Annotated in this window: 19 protein-coding genes and 1 tRNA gene; 11 read left to right on the top strand and 9 right to left on the bottom strand. The window is 32.1% G+C overall.

Annotation, left to right across the window (positions count from 1 at the left end; genetic code table 11):
* The first annotated feature begins 36 nt into the window (after window positions 1-36).
* From FHR24_RS13530 to FHR24_RS13515, 4 genes are all read left to right on the top strand, one after another.
* Window positions 37-1,077, top strand: coding sequence for a substrate-binding domain-containing protein (locus tag FHR24_RS13530; protein WP_167189958.1), 1,041 nt, complete (start codon window positions 37-39; stop codon window positions 1,075-1,077).
* Window positions 1,078-1,155: 78 nt separating this feature from the next.
* Complete coding sequence (locus FHR24_RS13525; protein WP_167189955.1) at window positions 1,156-2,322, top strand: tetrahydrodipicolinate N-succinyltransferase N-terminal domain-containing protein; 1,167 nt, start codon at window positions 1,156-1,158, stop codon at window positions 2,320-2,322.
* Window positions 2,323-2,426: 104 nt separating this feature from the next.
* On the top strand, window positions 2,427-3,062 hold the full coding sequence (locus FHR24_RS13520) for a hypothetical protein (protein WP_167189952.1): 636 nt from the start codon (window positions 2,427-2,429) through the stop codon (window positions 3,060-3,062).
* A 71-nt stretch (window positions 3,063-3,133) separates the two neighbouring features.
* Window positions 3,134-4,081 (top strand): tRNA dihydrouridine synthase, encoded by a 948-nt coding sequence (locus tag FHR24_RS13515; protein ID WP_167189949.1) that lies wholly within the window; start codon window positions 3,134-3,136, stop codon window positions 4,079-4,081.
* A 218-nt stretch (window positions 4,082-4,299) separates the two neighbouring features.
* Here FHR24_RS13515 and FHR24_RS13510 read toward each other — a convergent pair whose 3' ends face one another.
* Window positions 4,300-5,367 carry a helix-turn-helix domain-containing protein gene (locus tag FHR24_RS13510; RefSeq protein WP_167189946.1) on the bottom strand — a complete coding sequence of 356 codons (1,068 nt, stop codon included), beginning with the start codon at window positions 5,365-5,367 and terminating at the stop codon, window positions 4,300-4,302.
* A 156-nt stretch (window positions 5,368-5,523) separates the two neighbouring features.
* Here FHR24_RS13510 and FHR24_RS13505 point away from each other — a divergent pair, with 156 nt between their 5' ends.
* Window positions 5,524-5,970: a KTSC domain-containing protein gene (locus FHR24_RS13505; RefSeq protein ID WP_167189943.1), complete on the top strand. Its 447-nt coding sequence runs from the start codon at window positions 5,524-5,526 to the stop codon at window positions 5,968-5,970.
* A 137-nt stretch (window positions 5,971-6,107) separates the two neighbouring features.
* Window positions 6,108-7,670: an NAD(P)/FAD-dependent oxidoreductase gene (locus FHR24_RS13500; RefSeq protein WP_167189940.1), complete on the top strand. Its 1,563-nt coding sequence runs from the start codon at window positions 6,108-6,110 to the stop codon at window positions 7,668-7,670.
* A gap of 502 nt (window positions 7,671-8,172) precedes the next feature.
* Here FHR24_RS13500 and FHR24_RS13495 read toward each other — a convergent pair.
* Together FHR24_RS13495 and FHR24_RS13490 are read right to left on the bottom strand one after the other, a co-directional pair.
* Window positions 8,173-8,718, bottom strand: a complete 546-nt coding sequence (locus tag FHR24_RS13495) for a hypothetical protein (RefSeq protein ID WP_167189937.1) — start codon at window positions 8,716-8,718, stop codon at window positions 8,173-8,175.
* Window positions 8,719-8,728: 10 nt separating this feature from the next.
* Window positions 8,729-9,922 carry an ImmA/IrrE family metallo-endopeptidase gene (locus tag FHR24_RS13490; protein WP_167189933.1) on the bottom strand — a complete coding sequence of 398 codons (1,194 nt, stop codon included), beginning with the start codon at window positions 9,920-9,922 and terminating at the stop codon, window positions 8,729-8,731.
* 499 nt (window positions 9,923-10,421) lie between these two features.
* Between FHR24_RS13490 and FHR24_RS13485 the strand changes: the two genes are divergently transcribed.
* Entirely contained in the window at window positions 10,422-11,732 is a 1,311-nt protein-coding gene (locus FHR24_RS13485) for a DEAD/DEAH box helicase (RefSeq protein WP_167189929.1), read from the top strand.
* 119 nt (window positions 11,733-11,851) lie between these two features.
* Window positions 11,852-12,793 (top strand): DMT family transporter, encoded by a 942-nt coding sequence (locus tag FHR24_RS13480; protein ID WP_167189926.1) that lies wholly within the window; start codon window positions 11,852-11,854, stop codon window positions 12,791-12,793.
* A gap of 23 nt (window positions 12,794-12,816) precedes the next feature.
* Here the strand turns inward: FHR24_RS13480 and FHR24_RS13475 are convergent, their stop codons facing one another.
* Both FHR24_RS13475 and FHR24_RS13470 read right to left on the bottom strand, forming a co-directional pair.
* Complete coding sequence (locus FHR24_RS13475) at window positions 12,817-13,389, bottom strand: hypothetical protein (protein WP_167189923.1); 573 nt, start codon at window positions 13,387-13,389, stop codon at window positions 12,817-12,819.
* Window positions 13,390-13,529: 140 nt separating this feature from the next.
* Window positions 13,530-14,840: a DEAD/DEAH box helicase gene (locus tag FHR24_RS13470; RefSeq protein WP_167189919.1), complete on the bottom strand. Its 1,311-nt coding sequence runs from the start codon at window positions 14,838-14,840 to the stop codon at window positions 13,530-13,532.
* Window positions 14,841-15,015: 175 nt separating this feature from the next.
* Between FHR24_RS13470 and FHR24_RS13465 the strand changes: the two genes are divergently transcribed.
* Window positions 15,016-15,870, top strand: coding sequence for an RluA family pseudouridine synthase (locus FHR24_RS13465; RefSeq protein ID WP_167189916.1), 855 nt, complete (start codon window positions 15,016-15,018; stop codon window positions 15,868-15,870).
* A 59-nt stretch (window positions 15,871-15,929) separates the two neighbouring features.
* Here FHR24_RS13465 and FHR24_RS13460 read toward each other — a convergent pair.
* Window positions 15,930-16,014, bottom strand: a tRNA-Ser gene (locus FHR24_RS13460).
* A gap of 184 nt (window positions 16,015-16,198) precedes the next feature.
* Between FHR24_RS13460 and FHR24_RS13455 the strand changes: the two genes are divergently transcribed.
* The gene (locus FHR24_RS13455; RefSeq protein WP_167189913.1) at window positions 16,199-16,954 is read left to right on the top strand and encodes a sulfite exporter TauE/SafE family protein; all 756 of its coding nucleotides are present in this window, start codon (window positions 16,199-16,201) and stop codon (window positions 16,952-16,954) included.
* An 81-nt stretch (window positions 16,955-17,035) separates the two neighbouring features.
* Complete coding sequence (aroC, locus tag FHR24_RS13450) at window positions 17,036-18,097, top strand: chorismate synthase (protein ID WP_167189910.1); 1,062 nt, start codon at window positions 17,036-17,038, stop codon at window positions 18,095-18,097.
* Window positions 18,098-18,200: 103 nt separating this feature from the next.
* Here the strand turns inward: aroC and murA are convergent, their stop codons facing one another.
* The 3 genes from murA to FHR24_RS13435 all read right to left on the bottom strand — a co-directional run bounded on the left by murA (window position 18,201) and on the right by FHR24_RS13435 (window position 22,783).
* Complete coding sequence (gene murA, locus FHR24_RS13445) at window positions 18,201-19,508, bottom strand: UDP-N-acetylglucosamine 1-carboxyvinyltransferase (protein WP_167189907.1); 1,308 nt, start codon at window positions 19,506-19,508, stop codon at window positions 18,201-18,203.
* Between the two features lie 9 nt (window positions 19,509-19,517).
* Window positions 19,518-20,195 (bottom strand): DUF4290 domain-containing protein, encoded by a 678-nt coding sequence (locus FHR24_RS13440; protein WP_167189904.1) that lies wholly within the window; start codon window positions 20,193-20,195, stop codon window positions 19,518-19,520.
* 248 nt (window positions 20,196-20,443) lie between these two features.
* Window positions 20,444-22,783, bottom strand: a complete 2,340-nt coding sequence (locus FHR24_RS13435) for an ATP-dependent helicase (protein WP_167189901.1) — start codon at window positions 22,781-22,783, stop codon at window positions 20,444-20,446.
* Window positions 22,784-22,919: the final 136 nt, after the last annotated feature.

Genomic DNA, 22,919 nt, shown 5'->3' with positions numbered 1-22,919 from the left:
AATTACTAAAAAACCAACCTTTTAATAATTATTGTATTGAATAGAATTAAAGATATTGCTAAAAAAGCAAACGTATCAGCAGGGACAGTAGATAGAGTATTACACAACAGAGGTGGTGTGTCTGAAAAAACCAGAGCAAAAATTTTAAAAATTATAGAAGACAGTAACTACTCTGTAAACCCGGTTGCGAGTATATTAGCTTCTAAAAAAAAGTTCTCTATAGCCACTTTACTACCTCACCCCAAAACCAATACGGATTTTTGGGATTCTCCAAAACAAGGAGTCATTAATGCTAGCAAAGAAATTAAAAGTCTAGGTTTTGAGGTGAACAATTTTGAATTTGATCAGTTTGATGCTACTTCTTATATTACTGCATTTCATAAGATGATTAACAGTGAGCCTAATGCCGTTTTATTAGCTCCGCTATTATATAAAGAAACTCTAGAATTGGTTAAACATTTAGACGCTAAACAAATTCCATACGTAACTATAAATTCAGAAACAGAAGGGATTAACAATCTTTCTTTTATTGGTCAAAATTCTTTTAAAGGAGGTTTTTTAGCCGGTAAATTATTCAACTGGGTATTGCCTAAAAAATCTGAAGTATTGATTGTTGAAATTCGTAAAAACATAGCTAACTATACAGCTATTAACAACAGAATAGAAGGTTTTAAAACCTTTTTTAATCAATCTAAAAAAGCTATTACAGTTAATAGACTAAGCATTAAAGCGATTGACAATCAAGAACAACTAAATCTACAATTAAAAAAATACTTAAACAAAAACCCTAGTGTTAAAGGAATATTTGTTCCTTCTAGTAAAGTAAGTATGATTGCCAAAAGTATGATTGAGATTGATAGAGAAGATATAGAATTAGGTGGGTTTGATAGTATTTCTGAAAATATTAAATATTTAAAAAACGGTATTGTTGATTTTTTAATCAGCCAAAAGGCACAACAGCAAGGTTATGATGGAATTAAATTATTATTCAACTATTTGATTCATAAAAAAGAACCTGCCAAAAATTACTATTTGCCAATTGAGATCGTGTTAAAAGAAAATGTAGATTTTTTATAACAAACAACCCTTGCATCCGTTTTTATAGCTAAACACAATCCCTTATATTTGCCCCATCATTTTTTGAAAACAAACAACATGAATACAATAGAAAATTTTAAAGCATATGTAGCAAAAGTAGAAGCTACAGAAGGATACACAAAACCTTTAGCATTTGGATTAGGAATCCGTAGATCTAAAGGAGATAAAGTTCTAGATGTAAACTTTCCTGCAATTAACTGGAATACTGCTTTTGGAACTGCTGCCTTATTACAAGATGTAGTTGGTTACAAAGGGGGAGAAAATGGATTTGTAACGGTTTCTAAAGAACAATTACAAAAAGCGTTTGATAACTTTGCTGCTTTTCATGGAGAAATTGAAAAACATCCAAACATTATTGTTATTCAACAATTACTAGAGAGCATTTCCGCTCCAAAAAACACATATCAAGAAATTGACGTAGTTGCTTATTTCTTGTTTGACAAAGATCAACCTGTAGCAGATGCTGTAGAAGGTTACTTTAAATTACAATGTTTATCTCAATTACACGTGTTACCTCACGGTTTATCTTTAGACGGTGTTTTTGGTAAATTAAACAATATTGCTTGGACCAACCATGGACCAATTTTACCCGAAGATATTTCTGCAGAAAGAATTAAAGCAACATTTAAAGGAGAAAATATTATTGTTTCTCATGTAGATAAATTCCCTTACATGGTAAATTATCACGTACCAAACGGAGTACGTATTGCTAGCGGATCTCAAGTTCGTTTAGGAGCACACTGTGCTGTAGGAACCACAGTAATGCCGGCAGGTTATATTAACTTTAATGCAGGTACAAAAGGAAATGCAATGATTGAAGGTAGAGTTTCTGCTGGAGTAGTGGTAGGTCACGATTCTGATTTAGGTGGAGGAGTTTCTATTATGGGAACTTTATCCGGAGGTAACAAAAACGTTATTTCTATTGGAGATAAATGTTTATTAGGAGCCAACGCTGGTACAGGTATTTCTTTAGGATTTGGATGTACTATTGCTGCTGGTGTTTATGTTACTGCTGCAGCTAAAGTTTGGTTGTACAATGCTAACAAGCAACCTGTGGATATTAATGGAAACGTTGTTGCAGAAGGAGCTAACATTGTAAAAGGTGCTGAATTAAACGGAAAAGACAAATTGTTATTCTTGTTAGATTCAACAAACGGACACTTAACATGTCGTCCTAACCCAAAAACAATTGAATTAAACGAAGCTTTACACGTAAAAAACTAAGTTTATTACTACATAAATTTAAAGCCACCTTTTCTTTTTAAGATTAGGTGGCTTTATTTTTAAATCGGTCTGATTATTGATTAATCTCCCTTAAAATTTATTCCATGAAAAAAGCTTTACTTTTCCTTTTTGCACTTGTTATTATTAGCTGTAATAGTTCTAAAACTATCGTAAATAAAACAGAAAACAGTACACCTCCTGCTTATAAAAGAATTCTATTTGTTACCGACAGTTACTACACCCATAAAAACATTGCTAAAAAATTGTTTGATACAGAACTTAAAAACAATTTGACCATTTCTAAAATCAATACAAAAATTGCTGAGACCGCAAAAAAACAATTATTAGATCAAAATAAATATGCCGATTTTTACTTGGTTAAAAATAACTTAGACAAAACATTGATTTTAAGTGAAGAAGAAATTCAACAAAACATTGATGGAGAACTTTTAGATAAAAATATAGATTTGTTAATTATTATGCACCAAAACAACATTACCCGATATTACAACAAATTAAATTTTAAAGGCGATGTGTTTAATCAAAACAGCTATAGTGCAACCACAAACTCTAACAATTTAGAATACACGTACACCTTTACAGGTATTGATGTTAGCCAAGATTCTATTGTTTTTAAAAGTAAATACCAAGTACAAAATGCCGATGATTTATTTAACAATATCCCCAAACACGTAGCACAAAAATTAATACAACAGCTTAATGAACAGCACTTGTATTAAAACAATTCTAAAAGCAATCTTTTTTTGATTGGATAGCCTTGTTTTTCCTTATTTTTGCCAAAATTTAAAAAATGTCTATTACTCTTTTATCCTCTCCTTTACAAGGTTTTACAGACTTTAGGTTTCGTAATTCTTTTGACCATTTTTTTGGTGGGATTGATACTTTTTATGCTCCCTACATTAAAATGAATGGAAAAATGGTAATTAAAAATAATTACCAACGCGATTTAAATCCAGACAACAATCAAGTTGCAAATTTAATTCCGCAAGTAATGACCAACAACCCCGATGAATTTTTATTTGTTGTTAAATACATTCAGTCTTTAGGTTATAAAGAATTAAACTGGAACTTAGGATGCCCTTACCCAATGGTAACCAAACAAGGAATGGGATCTGGAATGATTTGTCAGCCACAAAAAATAGATGAAGTTTTACACAAAGCACACAACGAAAGCGATGTAACTATTTCTATGAAAATGAGAATGGGCTACGAAGAACCTACCGAAATTCTAGATGTTTTTCCTATTTTAGAAAAATATCCATTAAAAAACATTGCCATTCACGCTCGTATAGGAAAACAACTATACAAAGGAGGAACCGATTTAGACTCTTTTCAAAAATGTGTAGAACAAACACCACACAAACTTTATTACAACGGAGATATTACAAGTGTACAAGCTTTTAAAAATTTACAAGATCGTTTTACTACCATAGATCACTTTATGATTGGACGTGGGTTAATTGCAGATCCTTTTTTGCCAAGCATGATTAAAAACGACACCATTGAATACCCTGAAAATAGATGGCAAATTTTTAAAGAATTTCACGACACTATCTATCAACAATACGATGAAGCCCTATCTGGCCCCACTCCTATTAAAATGAAAATGTTAGGTTTTTGGGAATATTTTTCTCAATCTTTTGATGACCCTAGAAAAGTATACAAAGCCATTAAAAAGAATGGTAGCCCTAGAAATTATAGAGCTACCGTTAATGAGATTTTTGCAAAACAGAAATAATCCTGATATACTTTTGTTAACTACTAAAAAGATAGTCTTTAAACCTTACAAAAAGTTATAGTTATTACATTCGTAAAATTATGGGTAGGTATTTATACAAAATGATAAGTTTATACAACTTTTTGATAGTTTAATCAATCCCTAATTATTATACAAAAATAACACTTGTACTATTTTTTTAATAACCCAAAAAGACTAAAATATCCCAATAAGACTTTTTAAGTTTTTTTATGAACTTGCGATGGTAATTGATGATGGTGTTTTTTAAACGTACTAGAAAACTTACTTATGTTTTCATAACCAAAAATCACCGCTATATCTCTAACTAACAGTTTATTGTTTTTAATAAACTCCATTGCCAAATCCATTTGCTTTTCTTGAAAATATCTTAGAATAGTAGTTCCATAATAAACTTTAAAATTCTTTTTTAATTTTGTAGGAGATATTTTAAACTCTTTTGATAAATATTCAATCCCCATAAACTTACCCATTAAATTTTGTTGTAAAAAATAAGCAATTCGTTCTAATTTTAATTTTTCTTTTTTGGGTAAAACAACACTTTCCGTAATTTCATAATTATTTACGTAATTAAAAAAAACATCAAAGACCTCGTATGATATTTTTTTTAATTCTAAAATATTTGGTTTTGGAAACCGATGAAGTGTAGTCGTTAATTTAGAAATTATTTTTTTTACCTCACCGTGAGTTGTATTTTTATTAAAAAAATACAAATTAGCATCGTCTATAATATTTTTTACGCTTGGTGTAACCCCAGATGAATTAATTAAATTCTTCTCACTCCATTGTTCACTAAAATAAAGCATAAATAAAGATTCTTTTGATCCTTTAAAATGACACGTAAAAAAATCTTTTGTAGGTTTCAAAAAAGAAATAGATTCGTTTTTAACTTTATAATTGCCTAATACAAAATGATCATCCATGTTGTCATTTTCCATTAAGTTTAACGTTATATTATAATAATTAGCAGGCAATAGTTTGTCGTAAACAGGAGTGTAAGATACGTTGTTTTTGTATTTTATTTCAGTAGATACAATCCACAAACCTTTTTCTAACTCTATGTAATTTAGCGTTCCTTTTATAAAAGGATTGTCTAAGTATAAAATTTGTTTTTCTGCATTGTGTTTTACAAGGGGTAGTTTTATACAACTCTTAACCATTACTTCAGGTGAATTGGCTAAAAAAGACATATTAAAAAAACCATCAGAATACGTAAAGAAATGCCGTTTCTGTACATTAATCCAGTTATTAATCCTTGCTAAAATCATTTTCATCTTGCTTTTATTTGCTAATTTAATCCTTAAAAAATACATTTTCACCTGTTGGTTATCTATTATTATATTTTCTTTAAAACATTTACATTAATGGTGGTTATCTGTTTAATTATGAATAGCTTTGCAGCCGCAACCTGAAAAAAACAAAACATGAAACGTATTAACGAATATAAAAAGCTTTTTAAAGTAGAAGGAGCCATCAATTTAAAGGAATTAAAAACTACTTATAGAGGATTGGTTAAACAATGGCATCCCGATAAATTTCAGGGTGAAGAAGAAAAAGTTGAAGCCGAAAAAGAAAGCTTAAAAATTATTGACGGATACCACTTTTTAGTAAGTATTGCTCCAGAAACTAAAGAGGCAAATTTAGAAGCTTATACCGCAACTATTACACAATCTCAAGTAGCGGATTATCATCATAAAAGTATGTTATTAGAGGTTACTTTTACCGATGGAAATACGTATGAATACTTTGGAGTGAATCATAAATTGTTTTTAAAGTTTGTAAATAGTAAATCTATAAACAACTTTGGAAAACGTAATATTTTTAACTCTTTTACTTACCGTAAATCTAAAAAAGGAACTGTAGAAGCATAAGCTAAAACAGAACACCTTTCTAAAATATTTAAATGCAGATACCTACAAATAGTTCACTATTTATACGTATCTGCATTTTCTTTGTAAACCTATTACATCCTACAAAATACTAGCAATAAATAAACTATTTTTGCACTATGGTAAAAGAAATTCAACTTCGTATAAAACTGCAAGAAGAAACCAAGGCTAATATTCTAGAAATAAAAGCAGCACAATGGTTAAGCATTCCTAGAAAAGACATTACAAGTGTAAAAGTCTTACGAAAATCTATCGATGCTCGTAAACCTCAAATTTACTTTAACTACAAAGTAGCCGTTTACGTTAAAGAACTTGCTCCTGAGCAATCGGACTATCAATTTAATTACCAAGATGTTTCTAACAAACCAGAAATACACATTGTAGGTTTTGGACCTGCAGGAATGTATGCAGCTTTGCGTTGTATAGAATTAGGCTACAAACCTGTAGTGTTAGAACGCGGAAAAAATGTACAGGATAGACGTAGAGACTTACGTCAAATTAACCAATTTCATAATGTAAACAGCGACTCTAATTACTGTTTTGGAGAAGGGGGTGCAGGTACATATTCTGATGGAAAATTATACACCCGAAGTTTGAAACGTGGTGATGTTCGTAGAATTTTTGAAAACCTAGTATATCACGGAGCTACAGATCAAATTTTAGTAGATGCTCATCCACATATTGGAACCAACAAACTACCTAAGATTATTGAAAAGATTCGCGAAAACATTATTCAGTATGGTGGCGAAATTCACTTTGAAAGTCGTGTGGTAGACATTGTTACCAAAAACAACAAACTACAAGCCATACAATTAAAAGATGGTAGGGAATTAACCGCCAAAGCATTAATTTTAGCAACCGGCCACTCTGCCCGAGACATTTACGAATTGTTACACAAAAAAGAAATTGCTTTACAAGCAAAATCTTTTGCTATGGGAGTGCGTGTAGAGCACCCTCAACAAATTATAGACAGCATTCAATACCATTGCGAAGGTAGCAGACATGAATTATTGCCTGCTGCTGCATACGGTTGGGTAGAACAAGTAAGAGAACGTGGTGTGTACTCTTTTTGCATGTGCCCTGGCGGATTTATTGTTCCTGCTGCAACTGCCAATGGCGAAGTGGTGGTAAACGGAATGTCTCCCTCTAAAAGAAACAACGTATTTGCCAATTCTGGAATTGTGGTAGAAATTAATGCACAAAAAGATTTGCAGAAATACGAGCAATACGGAGCTTTAAAAGGTTTGCAATATCAAAAAGATTTAGAAAGATTGGCATTTACTGCTGGCGGAAGAACACAAACAGCTCCTGCCCAACGTTTAACCGATTTTATAGACGGAAAACTCTCTCCAGAACTAAACCCAACCTCTTACCAACCTGGCTTAAATTCCGCTCCTCTACACTCTTTATTACCCAAAGCTATTGGAGGTAGATTGCGAAAAGGTTTTGCACAAATTGGAGCCAAAATGCACGGTTACAACACTAACGAGGCAAACGTTATTGGTGTAGAGTCTAGAACCTCATCTCCCGTTAACATTCCACGTAAAGAAAACCTAGAACATCCAGAAATAGAAGGTTTATTTCCTTGTGGTGAAGGTGGTGGTTATGCAGGTGGAATTATTTCTGCTGCCATGGATGGAGAACGTTGTGCCGAAGCTGCTATTCAAAATTTAAAGGCTTAGTATTTTAGGTTTATTCATTAAAAAAAAAAAAAAAGGAATTCAGAATATAGAATTGGAATAGTTTTTACGGACAAAAAGAGAAACCAATAAAACGTTAAACCTCAATACTTTAACACGCCTTAAAACACCCTAATTAGCCCTCAATTTTAATAACAAAAACACACTATTTTTAATAGGGTTTTATTCGGGTCTCGTTCGGGGAAGCTAGCAGTGCCTATTTTTAAAAAATATCGTTTTAGGAAGAAGCCCCAAAGCAGACTCCTATCATCCTCTTTTTAAATTTATTGTAAAATGGTTCTAAAAAACGCTTCACAAAATAAGCAACGCAAGGTAATAACAGCAAAAAAAACAGCCGCTATTATAAATAATAAAGAACAACTCTTTTTTTAAAGGAAAACAGATATATTTATAAAACTTAAAATAAACACCCTGCTCTAAAACAGAAAACCAAATATGAGTACTTTTGGTAGGTATAGAACTTGGCTGGTAAAATTGTCTGAAATTATTTTTTACTAAGTTCCATCATCGCTTTAGAAATACTTAAAGCAGATTTATCATATTCCTCATGTCCGTAACCATATTTTTCATTTAAGTCAAAGAAAGCTCTATAAATATCAAAAGGATTTTGAGACTCAGCAACCCATTTAATTATTATATCTAATATTTCATTCATCACAGGCTGAAAAGTCATTCTACTATCTCCTCCCCTAATCCCATTGTTATCAGACTTACGTTTACCTAGATTTAGAAAAATATTTTTTTCATCATATATTATGTCTCTTACTTCTTTAAATTCTTTTCCTTTAGGCAAGAAATCCATTAAAAGTTTTCTAATTCCTTTATAATAAATATTATATTTTTCTTCAGGATTTTCAAATTCTTTCCCTACAATTTCTCTTAATTCATCTATCTCTTCTAAACTTCCTAATTCAGAATTAATAGATAATTGTTTACCTACTTTTTCATTAGCCTTTTGCAAAAGTTCTAATCTCTCAATATCTGCTTCAGAAAGCTCGATACTTTTCTTAATTTTCTTATTCTCAGACATGTTTTATTTTTTAATTTATCTCTAAAATTTTCTTAATTCTTAATCCTGCTATTTTAATACTATCGTCATTCCATGATAACGGACTCAATTTACTTACTGAAATTTTATAATCAGGGTAAAACTCTTTAAAAGCTCCATAATATTTTTTACCATATAATTTATCTTGATACCAAGTAAAAAAAGAATAAACCATTGAAACGTGTATTTCATTTTCAATAGCAAACTTTGAAACTAGAAAAGGATTCTTAATGTACATTTTTATATAGTTAAACTTCTCTTCTGACATAAAAAAATCTCTAGCAAAAGAATCTGCATTCTCTTCAATCAAAAACAAATCAGCATCCCCCGTTAAATGAAAATTATTACTTTTTATTAAATCAAAATCAAATAAAACATGATGTAATTCATGTAATAAAGTAAACCACAAAGTTGGATAACTTTTATTAAAGTCTGTTAGAACAATACAGGGTTTATTATCAATTATAAATGTTCCTCCTCTTACTTGAGTTGTAGCCAAATAATCTTGAAAAACAACAGTAACACCAACATTATACAAAGCTTTACATACTGTAAAAAGACCATTTTTCAAATCTTGAGAATAGGGCTTAATTTTAACTGTCAAATCCTTTAATCTAGCTCTATTATAATCATTCGGATTATTAATTATTCTGAAAGTTTGATATGCGGATTTAATCCAAAAATCTTTCATCTTATCTGAAAAGTTTCTTTTTGAGCTACTGTATAAAGGACTATTTAATTCTAATTCATAATCACGTATTGATTCAAATCCAAAAAAAGCTAATACTTTATTTACTAATTCATTTGTATCTGCTTTACTCTCGAAAAAGCCAAACTTTGTTAACGTCTTAACATCAAAATTATTTAATAAAAAAGTAGCATTTTGAGCATTTTCTATTGAGCGTATATTCTCAACACTTTGATTTTTTAATACAGCTTCTATAAATCGGTCAATAGATAGATTTAAAAAATCGGCTATCTTTATAACGTGAATTAAATTAGGCTGCTTAGCAGTTCCATTAATAATTTGTTCAAAGACATCTTTATCTATTTTTAGTAAGTTTAAAACTTTAGTTTTACTTACATTTATTGTTTTCAATTTTTCATCAAACATTTCCCTTACATTAAGAGAATTGCTTTCTAAAAAAATAGATTTTAAAATATCATCAATATTTGAATTTTCCATAAAAGAGAATTTACCCTCACAAATATAGTGTTTTATTTACACTACACTTAAAAAAAGGGAAATTACCCTCAAAAAAAACAAACACAAACCCCGTAAAACTTAATTCGGGTTTAATTCTTTCTCAAAGCTCAGTCTGTACTTACTAACTCAACAAATCTTGTTGACTTTATTTCCATACTATTTCATCACCAAACAGATTATACAAACTTCCACTAAATAGCGAATACTATGCCGGGAGAGTCTAAACAAGTAGTGGGGAAACCATAGTAGGTAGTGGGAACACCTTTGCAAGTGCTGGGGAAGCCTAAACAAGTAGTGAGGAAACCATAATAGGTAGTGGGATCCCTTTACAAGTGCTAGGGAAGCCTAAACAGGTAGTGTAATACATAAAAACATCTGTAAAGAATAACGTAGCACTCCAAACATCGTTTAAAACAATCCTTAATTTGTGTTTTGTTTACACTAAATTTGTATTACAAAACAACCCGTCTAAAAAACAATGTCTACACACTATAAAAACCAAGCAAGCATTCTTTCTAAATTAGGAATTACACAGTTAAACCCTATGCAAAAAGCTGCTCAAGAAGCAATTAACTCACTTAAAAACGTGGTATTATTATCACCTACAGGAACCGGTAAAACACTCGCTTTTTTATTACCCTTAATAGAAAAACTATCTACCCAAAGTCCAGAAGTACAAGCGGTAATTATTACACCTTCTAGAGAATTGGCCATACAAATAGAACAGGTGTTTAGAGAAATGGGAACGGGTTACAAAGTAAACTGTGTATATGGTGGTAGACCCATGTCTAAAGACAAAATAGAATTGGCACACACCCCAAGCGTATTAATTGGAACACCAGGAAGAATTGCAGACCATTTACGCAAAGGTAGTTTTGAAACTTTTGACATTACCACGCTTATTTTAGATGAGTTTGACAAATCTTTAGAAGTTGGTTTTGAAGAAGAAATGAGCGAAATTGTTAGATTATTGCCCTCTGTACAACAAAAAATACTAACCTCAGCAACACAAGAAATTGAAATTCCAGAATTTGTTGGAATTAAAAACCCTATAGAGATTAATTTTTTAAGTGAAAAAAAATCTCAATTAATCATCAAAACCGTATTGTCTCCAGACAAAGACAAACTAAAAACTTTGGTAGATACACTTTGCCATATTGGAAATAAATCAGGAATTATCTTTTGCAATTTTAAAGATAGTATTGCCCGAGTGAGTGATTATTTAAACGATCACGAAATTAGTCACGGTTGTTTTTATGGTGGACTAGAACAAAAAGACAGAGAACGTGCCTTGATAAAATTTAGAAACGGAACCCATCAAATATTAATAGCAACAGACTTAGCTGCTCGTGGATTAGACATTCCTGAAATTGATTTTTTAATACACTATCAACTACCTTTAAAAGTAGAAGAGTTTACCCACAGAAACGGTAGAACTGCTAGAATGAATAGTGAAGGAACTGCTTATGTAATTCAGTGGAAAAAAGAACCTGTGCCAGACTTTATTACCACAGACGAAGTAGTACATTTAAACCAAGCAACATTACCAGAACCCTCTCCTTGGAAAACCTTATTTATTTCTGGAGGTAGACAAGACAAAATATCTAAAGGAGATGTTGCCGGCTTGTTAATTAAAAAAGGAAACTTATCAGGAAATCAAGTAGGAGTTATAGAACTAAAACACGATTGTGCCTTTGTATCTGTAAAAGTAAAAAACACAAGATCTGTAATTGATTTAATTAATAACGAACGTTTAAAGAAAAAGAAAATTAGAGTTACAGAAATATAACCGTTTGGCTTTTTGTTCTCTACCCCGCTAGAACACCCTTTTTAAAACATCAAGCGGATCGAGATTCAACAACACAAGGTCATCGAGCGGAGTCGAGATGCAAACACTAAAACCACCCAATGAAAGAAACACAAAATACAGCAAAAAAAGAAAAATGGCTATTAGCAGCCATGATTTTAAGTATGTGTACTTGGGGAACAAGCTGGACATGTGCCAAAGTTTTAGGAACCTATACCAGTGCTTTAAACTTAAGTTTTTTAAGATTTATATTGGTACCCCTAACCCTATTGCCTTTAACTTACTTTACAAAAACAAAGAGAACTGTTCACAAAAAAGGTTGGTTTCATGTAATAGGAGCCTCTGTCTTTATTTTATTATACACCCTATTCTTTTTTAAAGGAGTACATCAAGGATTTGCAGGAGCAGGAGGAGTTTTAGTCACCACCATCAATCCTATTTTTGCTTATATTATTGGACTATTCATCAGTAAAATTCTTCCTAAAAAACAAGAGTACATAGGTTTGGCTTTAGGCTTTATTGCAGGAATGGTGCTCCTAAAAGTTTGGAACAACTCCGCTGCCATTTTAAATACCGGAAATGTATATTTCTTATTAGCCGCTTTTGTTTGGGCTGTTATGAGTAAAATTAGCTCTCATGCCAATAAATTTGGAAATGCAATTGGCTTTAGTTTTTGGACCCATATTGTTGCTGCCTTAGGGTTGATTTATTTTATAGATTTTAAAGAGATTCAACAATTATTTACAACAGCAGATACTACCTTTTGGTTTAATATTCTCTATTTTGGAATTATAAATTCGGCCTTGGCAACTACCTGTTTTTTATATGTAACTGCTAAAATTGGAGCCGAAAAAGCAAGCACCTATATTTTTATTGTCCCTAGCACCGCCGTGTTAACCTCGTTTCTTTTTATTGGAGAACATATTCTTTGGAACACCGTTATTGGTGGAATCTTAGGAATTGTTGCGGTATTTATTATTAATGGAAAGTTTAAGGGTAAAAAAACAAAACCACAATCTCCCATTAGAAATATTGCTAGATAAAACAGAAACACCTGTTATAAAACTTAGTTCAAAGATTGTATTTTTCTACCATCTCGGTAATGTACTTCTTTTGTTACAGTCTCTTTAAAAATTCCTTTAGAATTTATATGAATGGTAGACCAAATGGTATCTATTTGAGAGTTGTTGGTGGTTGCCACAAAATCATCGTCATAATTAGAAATTTCTATTGCATTAAAAATAAAAGGAGTTACCCACTTTCCTTTTTTTTCTCCTATCCAACCAGCTCCATCATCTCCCACAAAACCAATTACACCCGTACTTAAAATTTGCAATGTATCTTTAAGTGTTGTTGCTCCGTATACTATCCTGCATCCATCATCATTGTTGTATATAAACGTAAACAAATCAAAATTTAAAAACTCTTTGTAGGCTTTAAAAGCATATGCATTGGTATACTTAGAAGGAGAATAATTAAAATATCCTATAGCAATAGGCTGAGGAAATATATATTTTTCTAAAAATTCATTAGACATCCAAAGCTCTTTTTTAGGAGGTTGATTGTCTAAATAAAACTCAGACTCTAATTCTGATGTTTTATATTTTATAACATCAAAAGAAAATCTAGATCCAACCAATGTTGAGTCTAGATTTTTTTTATGATTTTTAGTCGTATCAACAGCAGTGTATACCTTATGGGTATCTTTAGTTTTACAACTACAAAAACTGATTATAATAAAGGGAATGAAAACATACCTTATCATACTTTACAATTTCTTTATCTTCTATTTTTACTTCTCCCTAATTTAGAAGCTGCATTTCTTTTACTTTGCACCCATTTTGGAGCTTCTCCTGGTTTTATTTTCTTTTTTGGAGTTCTTGGTTTTTGTGCAGCTTTAGGAGAATTGGTTCTAGAAGGTCCTTTTTTTAGTGCTTTTAATTCTTCAGCAGTAGGAGCTTTAAAATCAAAACCCTCTAAATTTTGCAAAGGTAATTTTAGACCTAATAACTTTTCTATATCAATAGCAAATTTTAATTCTTCACCACAAACTAATGAAATAGCTTCTCCACTAGCTCCTGCTCTACCTGTACGTCCAATTCTATGTACGTAATCTTCGGGTACATTAGGCAATTCGTAATTAATTACGTGTGGCAATAACGGAATGTCTAATCCTCTAGCAGCAATATCGGTAGCAACCAATACTCTAACAGAGTTCTTCTTAAATCCGTCCAAAGCTTTGGTTCTAGCCGCTTGACTTTTGTTTCCGTGAATAGCTGCTGCAGTTACTCCAGATTTAGCCAATCTTTCTGCCAATTTATTAGCTCCGTGCTTAGTACGTGTAAAAACTAAAACTTGGTTCCAGTTTCCTTTTTTAATCATGCCTATAACCGCAAGAGGCTTGTCTCCTTTGTTTATGTTATAAAAAGTTTGTTTTACTCTTTCTGCCGTTGTGTTTTGTGGAGCAGATTCAACCTCTATAGGGCTCTTCATAAAAGTGTTTGCCAAAGCTTTAATGTCTGCAGAAAAGGTTGCAGAAAACAATAAGTTTTGACGTTCTGATGGCATTAAGGCTAATATTTTTTTAATATCTCTTAAAAATCCCATGTCTAACATTCTATCTGCTTCGTCTAAAACGAGTACTTCTATTTTAGACAACGATAATGCATCTTGACTGATTAAATCTAATAATCTACCTGGTGTTGCCACCAATACATCTACTCCTCTTCTTAAAGTGGTAATTTGTGGTTTTGGTTTTACACCTCCAAAAATCACAGCCGATTTTATATCTAAAAACTCGCTGTACTCTCTTACGTTTTCATAAACCTGAGCAGCCAATTCTCTTGTTGGTGTTAATATCAATGCACGTACAGGTCTGCGTTTCCACTTATTTTGCGTAGATAAACTATGTAAAATAGGCAACGTAAAACCTGCTGTTTTTCCTGTTCCTGTTTGTGCAGATGCCAACACATCTTTACCTTGTAAAACATGCGGAATGGCTTTTTGTTGAATAGCTGAGGGTTCTGTATACCCTTTTTTGTTAATGGCTTTTAAAATAGCCTCTGATAATCCTAAAGATTCAAATGTCATATATATATTTTAAGAATCAACTCTTGGTTAATTCTGTAGCGGATGCGAAGATACGACTTAAATAAATGATATTGCTATCCTTTTTTATATTGTTTGATTATGAGATAGATAGCTTATAAAATAGTATTTTAAAAAATATCTTAGTTTTAATTAGAATACTTTAGCTTCGTTGTTCATGAAAATTGTAGAAAACCATATTGTTCCCGCAACTATAAACGGAATTAGATTGTCTGATTATGCCGTTGGTATTTTTCTTACTATTCCTAGTAAAGCAGGAATTAAAAAGGCATTAAAAAAAGGGCTCATTTTAGTAAACAACAAACGTGGAGTTTCTGGACAGTTTATTAATGAAAGTGATCAAATTGAACTATTAGAAGACGAAACACTTATTAAAAAAAACATTGACCTAGATTTGGAAGTGCTTTGGGAGGATGATTACCTAGCTGTTATTTATAAACCCGCAGGATTATTAGTTAGCGGTAACAAAGCCAAAACAGTTACCAATGCACTACCTCACAATTTACAAACAAGCTCATTAACTGATAGTGTAAAACCTCAACCTGTACATAGACTAGATTTTGCTACTAGCGGATTGTTATTAATTGGAAAAACAGCTACTAGTATTAGAGAACTAGGAAAACTATTTGAAAACAAAATTATTCAAAAAAACTATACGGCAGTTACTATTGGAGCTATGCAATTACAAGGAACAGTTAATGTTGCTGTTGACGAAAAAGAAAGCATATCTAGTTTTCAAGTGTTAAAAACAATCGCTTCAGAAAAATACGAATACTTAAACATGGTTCTGCTAACACCTCACACAGGCAGAAGACATCAGCTAAGAAAACATTGTGCATCTATAGGCAACCCTATTTTAGGAGATGTTGAATATGGCCTTGAAGGAAAAATTTTAAAAGGGAAAGGATTGTATTTACATGCAAGTTCTTTATCATTTATACATCCGTATACCCGTGAGAAACTAACAATACAAAAAGAAATTCCTACCAAATTCAATCGTTTATTTTCTTAAACAAAAAAATGTATGTTTTTTACAAAAGAAAAACCTTCAAGTAAAACTTGAAGGTTTTGCGGAGAAAGAGGGATTCGAACCCCCGGACCTGTTACAGTCAACAGTTTTCAAGACTGCCGCATTCGACCACTCTGCCATTTCTCCTGAGCGTCTCACGATTTCTCGTTTGCGAGTGCAAATATAGTATACTTACTTCTAATATCCCAAATTTTTCTTGTTTTATTTTTTCATTCAAAAAACAAATATCTGTTGCAAAATAAACTAGGCCTCATAAAAACAAAAAATAAGCTTTTAAAAATCGTAATTTTATACCTTATAAAACATACAAATGGATTTTGATTTACACCTGCTTTTATTAATCCCTGCAGGGTTTTTAGCTGGAGCCATTAACACAATTGCAGGTGGAGGTTCTATACTTACACTTCCTTTATTAATTTTTATGGGACTGCCCGAAACAATTGCTAATGGAACCAATAAAATTGCTGTTTTCTTTCAGACCGCCTCTGCCACTAGCGGATTTAAAAGCAAAGGAATTAACACCTTTCCTTTTAGTATTTATTTGGGTGTTTCGGCCTCTATAGGAGCTTTTATTGGTGCTAACTATGCCGTGAATATTGATGGTGATGTTTTTAAAAAAATTCTTTCCATTGTAATGATTGCTGTGGTATTCCTAAGTGCTTTTAAAAGCAAACAAAAATCGTTAAAACAAGCTATAGAAAGAACTACAGGAAAGCACCTTTATATTGCTATTATTGCTTTCTTTTTTATAGGCCTTTATGGTGGTTTTTTAAATTCAGGAAATGGTTTAATTATTTTAATGCTATTACCCTACCTTAATAAGTTAAGTTTAGTAAAAGCAAACGCAACAAAAGTTACGGTTATATGCATCTACATTTTTGTGGCGTTAATTGTTTTTGTGATAAATGATAAAGTGAACTGGTTGTATGGTTTAACACTTGCTGTAGGTAATGCTAGTGGTGCGTGGGTTGCGAGTAGGTATTCTGTAAAAAAAGGAGATGGTTTTATTAGAGCAGTACTATTTGTAATTGTAATTGCCATGTCTATTAAATTGTGGTTTTCATAAACTATTTTACACTTAAAATGTTTCAGTTATTTTAAACTACAATCTTTTAAAATTCCGTAAATTTGCACAAACTTATTTTTTATGGCAAATAAATTTGGAAATCTATTTACTATCACCACTTTTGGTGAATCTCACGGACCTGCAATTGGAGGAGTTATAGACGGATGCCCTGCTGGGATTGAATTAGACTTTGATGCTATTCAAAAAGAATTAGACAGAAGAAAACCTGGACAATCTAAAATTGTAACCCAACGTAAAGAGCCTGATACAGTTGAATTTATGGCGGGAATTTTTGAAGGAATCACTACCGGTGCTTCTATTGGTTTTAGAATTGTAAACACCAATCAAAAATCAAAAGATTACTCTCATATAAAAGATCAATATAGACCTTCTCATGCCGATTATACATATAGTCAAAAATATGGTCATAGAGATTATAAAGGAGGAGGTAGAACTTCTGCTAGAGAAACAGCCAATTGGGTTGTAGGAGGTGCAGTAGCAAAACAAGCTATTCCAGAAATTAAAATAAATGCATTTACTTCGTCGGTGGGGAATATTCACTTAGAAACTCCTTATCAAGAATTAGACTTTTCTTTAATAGAAAGCAACATCGCTCGTTGTCCTGATCAAAAAAAGGCTGACGAAATGATTGATTATATTGGAGAAATTAAAAAACAAGGAGATACCGTTGGTGGTGTAGTTACTTGCGTTATACAAAATGTACCTGTTGGATTGGGAGAACCTATTTTTGATAAATTACACGCACAATTAGGAAAAGCCATGTTATCTATAAACGCTGTTAAAGGTTTTGAATATGGTAGTGGTTTTGAAGGTGCAGCTATGACAGGTAGCCAACACAACGATATTTTTAATCCTAATGGATCTACCAAAACAAATTACTCTGGAGGAATACAAGGTGGAATTAGCAACGGAATGGATATATACTTTAAAGTAGCTTTTAAACCTGTAGCAACTGTTATACAAGAACAAGACACTATAGACAAAGATGGTAATATTGTAAAAATGATGGGAAAGGGTCGTCATGATCCTTGTGTAGTACCTCGTGCTATTCCTATTGTAGAAGCTTTAGCTGCTATGGTATTGGTTGATAATATTATGTTAGACAAAGCTAGAAGAATCTAATTTTTGACTATAAATTAGCTATCTTTAATAATTCACATAAAAAAGCGTAAGATCTAATTTAGATCTTACGCTTTTTTTATTTTATTTGGTAGATGTCTATTAACTACTCAATTCTTTCAATTTTAGCACCAACTGCTTGTAGTCTTTCTACAATATTTTGATAACCTCTATCTATTTGTTCTACGTTGTGTATAGTACTTGTTCCTTTAGCAGATAACGCAGCAATTAACAAAGAAATTCCAGCTCTAATATCTGGTGATGTCATTGTGGTAGCTTTTAAGGTATGTTTATGATTCATTCCAACTACAGTTGCTCTGTGTGGATCACACAAAATAACTTTAGCTCCCATATCAATCAATTTATCGACAAAAAACAAGCGGCTTTCAAACATTTTTTGATGAATTAATACCGTTCCTTTTGCTTGGGTTGCCATCACTAAAATAATACTTAGTAAATCGGGGGTAAATCCTGGCCATGGAGCATCAGAAACAGTTAACATAGAGCCATCTATATAGCTTTCTATTTCGTAAGAATCTTGCTGAGGAACATAAATATCATCACCTCTTTTTTCTAACTTAACTCCTAACTTTCTAAAAACACGAGGAATTTGCCCCAGGTTTTCCCATGATACATTTTTAATGGTCAATTCAGATTGTGTCATGGCTGCCATTCCAATCCAAGAACCAATCTCAATCATATCAGGTAAAATTCGATGGTCTGTTCCACCTAATTTCTCAACACCTTCTATGGTTAATAAGTTAGAACCTACTCCTGTAATTTTTGCTCCCATTCGGTTTAGCATATTACACAATTGTTGCAAGTAAGGCTCGCAAGCAGCGTTGTAAATAGTAGTAGTTCCTTTTGCTAAAACTGCGGCCATTACAATGTTTGCAGTTCCTGTAACAGAGGCTTCATCTAACAACATATCTGCTCCTTGCAAACGCGGAGATTCTACACCATAAAAATGTTCTTCTTTATTATATCTAAACTTTGCTCCAAGATTTATAAAGCCTTCAAAATGTGTATCTAATCTTCTACGTCCAATCTTATCTCCCCCTGGTTTAGGAATGTATCCTTTTCCAAAACGAGCTAACATAGGTCCTACCAACATAATAGAACCACGTAGTTTTTTACCATCTTCTTTAAAAGCATCAGAACTCAAGTAATCTATATTTACTTCATCTGCTTGAAATTCGTAAGTATGTTCACTTAACTGATTTACTTTCACCCCTAAATCGCCTAAAATAGAGATCAATTTATTTACATCTATAATGTTTGGAATGTTTTCAATCTTAATTTTTTCTGGAGTTAATAAAACAGCACACAAAATTTGTAATACTTCGTTTTTTGCTCCTTGAGGAGTGATTTCACCTTTTAATTGATGTCCTCCTTCTACTTTAAACGTTGCCATGTAGTAAAATTATTTACGATGTTTGGGATTGTTATTATGTTTTCTACCGTTGTTGTTATTACGGTTGTTGTTGCTATTATTCTTCTGATGTTGATTGTTCATTCTACCTGAATTACTTTTACGCAACAAAGTACCGCTTTGCGATAGTTCTATATCCGAACCTCTTAAATCGATTTCTTTTTTAGACAATTCTGCCAAATGATTAAAAATCACACCATCTTCTACTGTGTCTTTGTTCCAATTTAGGTAACACTTTTTCATATGGTTGGCAATGTTCAGTACTAAAGCATCTCTTAAATCTCCTTCTTCCCAACTTAAAGCAACATCAATCATGGTCTGAATGTTGTTTCCGTAAAACTTATACTTACTGGCAGATTTAGGATAATTTAACCTTTCTGGTTTTGCATTTGCTTCTTCAATTGTTATTTTTTCATAAGGAGATTCCACCTTTAAAAGAAACTTAGACATAATGAATAGCTGATCCCACAACTTGTGTTTAAAATCTGGCACATCTCTTAAATGAGGCTGTAAATTCCCCATAACATCTATAATGGCATGAGCCATTTTTTCTCTTTCTTGATCGTCTTCTAATGCTACACAATGATTTACTAATTTTTGTACATGCCTTCCATATTCTGGAATAATCAAAGTGCTTCTTTCAGAATTGTATTCTAAATCAAAACCCATAGTTTTATTTAAGTGTTATATGCTGCTTGTTAATGTATTCAGACGAATAGATTTCAACAACATTTGGTATTACAATAAACAATTATTTATCCTAAAAGGAAAATATATTTACTGTTTGTTTTATTTAAAAATTTCGGTCAACTATTTTTAATACTTGTTTTACGCAAAAACAATGATATTCAAAACCAATTTCAATTATTGTATGAATTATATAGTGTTATCATCAAAATATTTAACAGGAATTTGGGTTATTCTAATATATTTAACTTGGCAAATTGCAATAGAATTTTTTTGGTTCCTATGCCTTCAAATTTCACTTCTGCTTTTATATTAACTCCTGTTCCTTCTACCTGTAAAACTTCTCCATTTCCAAATTTAGCATGATTTACTTTGTTTCCTACAGCTAGTTTTTGAGCCGGTTTAGAAGTTCCCAATTTTTGAGCCAAACTTGGAGTTACTCTTTTTAAATTTTGAGGTTGTTTAAACGGTGTTTTCTTTTCGGCAGGTTTATCTTGATTACGAATAGATCTAGAAACGGGTTTACGAAAACGAATTTTATCTCTAGGAATGTCATCTTCAAATAAATTGCTATCTACAAAACGATTGGCAACTACTTTATCTCTTTGCGGAGCTAAGTGTTCTATGTACTTTTCGTCTATTTCTTCTAAAAAACGACTAGGTTCACAATCTATTAATTTTCCCCATCGGTAGCGTGTGTGTGCAAAACTTAGATAACATTGAGTTTCTGCCCTAGTAATTGCTACATAAAACAAACGTCTTTCTTCTTCTAACTCACTGCGAGTATTAATACTCATCGCAGATGGAAATAATGTTTCTTCCATTCCTGGAATATACACATACGGATATTCTAATCCTTTGGATAAATGAATGGTCATTAAAGAAACCATAGGCTCATCATCTTCTTTAGAATCTTGAGAAGTAGCCAAGGCAACATCTTCTAAAAATGCCGTTAAACTATTGTCTAAATCTTGTTCTTTGCGTTCTTCTATAAAGTCTTTTACTCCATTTAATAATTCTTGAACATTTTCAACTTTACTTACGGCTTCTGGTGTACCATCTCCCTGTAAATCTTTAATCAAACCAATTCTTTTTACGACTTCATCAGCTACTTCAAAAGCATTATTGGCTTGTGCAGATATTTGAAAACCTTCTATTAAATTGGAAAAGTTGACCAATTTATTTTTGGTAGCTCCCTGTATTTTAATATCCGTATTGTCTAAATCTTGAAGTACATTAAACATTGATTTCCCGTAGTGATTGGCTGCAATTGTTAACTTATCTATAGTCGTTGCTCCAATTCCTCTTGCCGGATAATTGATGACTCTTTTTAACGCTTCTTCATCATTTGGATTGATGATGACACGCAAATAAGCCAATAAATCTTTAATTTCTTTACGTTGATAAAAAGACAATCCTCCGTAAATTTTGTATTTAATTCCTTTTTTACGCAAGGCATCTTCCATAGCACGAGATTGTGCATTGGTTCTGTATAGAATGGCAAAATCGTCATACGTTTTTTGCAAATTCATCGCATTTTCAAAAATGGAATTGGCTACCCAACGTCCTTCTTCACCATCAGAAAGGGTACGCATTATTTTTATTTTACCACCTTCATCATTGGCTGTAAAAATAGTTTTGTCTAAACGTGTCTTATTTTTTTCTATCAAACTATTGGCAGCTTCTACAATGTTGCTTGTAGAACGATAGTTTTGCTCTAACTTAAACGTTTTAACATCTGGATAATCTTTTTGAAAATTTAAGATGTTATTGATATTTGCTCCACGAAAGGCATAAATAGATTGAGAATCATCTCCTACCACACAAATATTCTGAAAACGATCTGCCAAAGCTCGTACAATTAGGTATTGAGAATGGTTGGTATCTTGATACTCATCTACCATTACATACCTAAATCGGTCTTGATATTTAGACAACACATCTGGAAAACGGACTAACAACTCATTGGTTCTTAACAACAAATCATCAAAATCCATAGCTCCCGCTTTAAAACATCTGTCTACATAGGCTTTGTAAATAGCTCCCATTTGTGGTCGCATCGCCATGGTATCAGCCTCTATTAATTCTGGATTATTTCTGTAAGCTTTTACGGTAATTAAATTATTTTTAAACTGAGAGATTCTCCCTAAAATAGCTTTTGTTTTGTATTGCTCTTTATTTAATCCCAATTCTTTAATGATAGAATTCATTAAACGAACGGTATCTTGAGAATCATAAATGGTAAAACTTGATGGATACCCTAATTTATCAGCTTCGGAACGTAAAATTCTAGCAAAAACAGAGTGGAAAGTTCCCATCCATAAATTTTTAGCTTCACTTTTTCCTACTACGGCACCAATACGCTCTTTCATTTCTCGAGCGGCTTTGTTGGTAAAGGTTAATGATAGTATTTGAAAAGAATCGACTCCATTTTTTAACAAATGGGCAATTCTATACGTTAATACTCTTGTTTTTCCAGATCCTGCACCGGCAATAATAATCATTGGCCCTTCCATTTGCTCAACGGCTGCACGTTGTGGTGGGTTTAATCCTTCTAAATAATCTGACACTTGGCTATTCTTTTTTAAGTAGGCTAAAAATAAGAATTATTTAGGGAATGGTTACCGCTATACAATCTGTTTTCTAATTCTCTTTTTTTAGTGTGTGGTTCTGCTGCATGTTAGCTTCTGTTCTCTAAAAACATAT

The organism is Wenyingzhuangia heitensis, from assembly GCF_011762155.1.
GTDB classification, from domain to species: domain Bacteria; phylum Bacteroidota; class Bacteroidia; order Flavobacteriales; family Flavobacteriaceae; genus Wenyingzhuangia; species Wenyingzhuangia heitensis.
This window is presented reverse-complemented; position numbering and strand designations above follow the sequence as displayed.

Bases quoted from the DNA above. Each gene is read 5' to 3' on its own strand.
- FHR24_RS13525 (WP_167189955.1), top strand. From the start codon at position 1,156: ATGAATACAATAGAAAATTTTAAAGCATATGTAGCAAAAGTAGAAGCT.
- FHR24_RS13520 (WP_167189952.1), top strand. From the start codon at position 2,427: ATGAAAAAAGCTTTACTTTTCCTTTTTGCACTTGTTATTATTAGCTGT.
- FHR24_RS13515 (WP_167189949.1), top strand. From the start codon at position 3,134: ATGTCTATTACTCTTTTATCCTCTCCTTTACAAGGTTTTACAGACTTT.
- FHR24_RS13510 (WP_167189946.1), bottom strand. From the start codon at position 5,367: ATGATTTTAGCAAGGATTAATAACTGGATTAATGTACAGAAACGGCAT.
- FHR24_RS13505 (WP_167189943.1), top strand. From the start codon at position 5,524: ATGAAACGTATTAACGAATATAAAAAGCTTTTTAAAGTAGAAGGAGCC.
- FHR24_RS13500 (WP_167189940.1), top strand. From the start codon at position 6,108: ATGGTAAAAGAAATTCAACTTCGTATAAAACTGCAAGAAGAAACCAAG.
- FHR24_RS13495 (WP_167189937.1), bottom strand. From the start codon at position 8,718: ATGTCTGAGAATAAGAAAATTAAGAAAAGTATCGAGCTTTCTGAAGCA.
- FHR24_RS13490 (WP_167189933.1), bottom strand. From the start codon at position 9,922: ATGGAAAATTCAAATATTGATGATATTTTAAAATCTATTTTTTTAGAA.
- FHR24_RS13485 (WP_167189929.1), top strand. From the start codon at position 10,422: ATGTCTACACACTATAAAAACCAAGCAAGCATTCTTTCTAAATTAGGA.
- FHR24_RS13480 (WP_167189926.1), top strand. From the start codon at position 11,852: ATGAAAGAAACACAAAATACAGCAAAAAAAGAAAAATGGCTATTAGCA.
- FHR24_RS13470 (WP_167189919.1), bottom strand. From the start codon at position 14,840: ATGACATTTGAATCTTTAGGATTATCAGAGGCTATTTTAAAAGCCATT.
- FHR24_RS13465 (WP_167189916.1), top strand. From the start codon at position 15,016: ATGAAAATTGTAGAAAACCATATTGTTCCCGCAACTATAAACGGAATT.
- FHR24_RS13455 (WP_167189913.1), top strand. From the start codon at position 16,199: ATGGATTTTGATTTACACCTGCTTTTATTAATCCCTGCAGGGTTTTTA.
- aroC (WP_167189910.1), top strand. From the start codon at position 17,036: ATGGCAAATAAATTTGGAAATCTATTTACTATCACCACTTTTGGTGAA.
- murA (WP_167189907.1), bottom strand. From the start codon at position 19,508: ATGGCAACGTTTAAAGTAGAAGGAGGACATCAATTAAAAGGTGAAATC.
- FHR24_RS13440 (WP_167189904.1), bottom strand. From the start codon at position 20,195: ATGGGTTTTGATTTAGAATACAATTCTGAAAGAAGCACTTTGATTATT.